This window comes from Candidatus Hepatincolaceae symbiont of Strigamia maritima (genome assembly GCF_055505085.1).
The window spans coordinates 1-1,514 of sequence record NZ_DBKDTU010000177.1 but is presented as its reverse complement, the minus strand read 5'-3'; the positions used below and the strand labels follow the sequence as shown (position 1 = coordinate 1,514).

Here is a 1,514-nt window from a genome sequence, read left to right as displayed (position 1 = left end):
TGTAACAGAGCAATTTTCTACTAATCCATAAATCCCACAAAATCAACATTTTAAATATTTTATTTTTCCCTTGACAACCCTGAGACCATAGAGTTTTTATAGGTATGAGAGTTTTAGTATGGTGCACTCGGCACGATTCGAACGTGCGACCTACCGCTTAGAAGGCGGTTGCTCTATCCTCTGAGCTACGAGTGCATACCCTTTATAATATAGCTAAATAATATTGTCTTAGCAAGTATTAATTAGGGTAAAATTATGTATTTTGTTTGTTATTTAAAATTTTTGATTACTAAAGCACTATATACAGTATCCATAATATCAGCACATAAAGTAACAGGACTAGTGTAGAGATTATTTGTATTTAATCCTACATTTTGTTTATTTGATAAGATTATAATCATAAGATTTTCTTCTTGATGCATGGCTATACAAATACCCGTAAACCCAGTGTGTCCATAAGTATTTTTTGGATGATTGTTTCCCATATAATTTTTGTTTACTTCAAATCCTAAAGCTCTACCAGATTTTTGCTCTTTTATAAATTCTTTTACAATTGCCTTTTTATATAAAGTAGTTTGTTGATAAGTACCATAATTCAACATTAACTGTCCTAATAACGATAAGTCATAAGCTGTAGAGAATAAGCCTGCATGCCCTGCTATTCCGCCATTAGCATAATAAGAGTTACCATCATTTACTTCTCCTTGTAAGGTATAAGTTCTCCATTTCTTAAAGTTACTAGATTTCTCAGTGCCTTGATATTTAACTGGAGTTTCTCTATCAATCATTTTTTGTTCAAACGGATTACCCCAAGAAGTAGCAGCACTTCGTTCTTTTAATATTTGACTTGGGTTAAATATTGTATCTTGCATTCCTAATGGGGTATAAATATTTTTTAATAAATATAAATCTAATGGCTGATTAGTTACTTTTTCTATAATCTTTCCTAAAACTATAAATCCTAAATCTGAATATACAGTTTGGGTACCTGATTGATAAATTAGTGCTTCAGTTGCAATATATTGAAGAGATTGTGTAGAATTGTCTGCATAAAAATAAAGAGGTTTCCATGCAGCAAGACCAGAAGTATGGGTAAGTAATTGGTAAATTGTAATATTCTCTTTAGAGAAAGTTTGTTTTTTAGAATTCTTAATAAAGTTTGGAAAAAATTTTATAATTTTATCATCAAGAGATAACTTTCCTTCACTTATTAATTTCATAATAGCTTGAGTGGTAGCCATCACCTTAGTAACTGAGGCTAAATCAAATAAAGTATCTTTTTGCATAGGGATAGGATTTTTAAGTAATTTATCTTTATCTTTTAAAAAGCTATACCCAAAAGACTTATGATATAATATCTTATTATCTTTCCTAACCAATACTACCATACCACTAGTTAACTGGTGTTTAATTTTAGCTGTTGCTAATAAACCTATATTGTCAAACAATTCTTTGTTTAACTCTTGAGTCGGTGCTACTATAGTAAATAATAAAGAAATAAGTAAAATATTATA

At 29.6% G+C, this 1,514-nt stretch carries 1 protein-coding gene and 1 tRNA gene; both read right to left on the bottom strand.

From position 1 onward, the window contains the following. Window positions 1–119 precede the first annotated feature (119 nt). A tRNA-Arg gene (locus ACQCX0_RS04845) sits at window positions 120–195 on the bottom strand. A gap of 74 nt (window positions 196–269) precedes the next feature. Next, window positions 270–1,514: serine hydrolase (locus ACQCX0_RS04840; RefSeq protein WP_462563046.1), on the bottom strand; the 1,245-nt coding region annotated here is incomplete at its 5' end.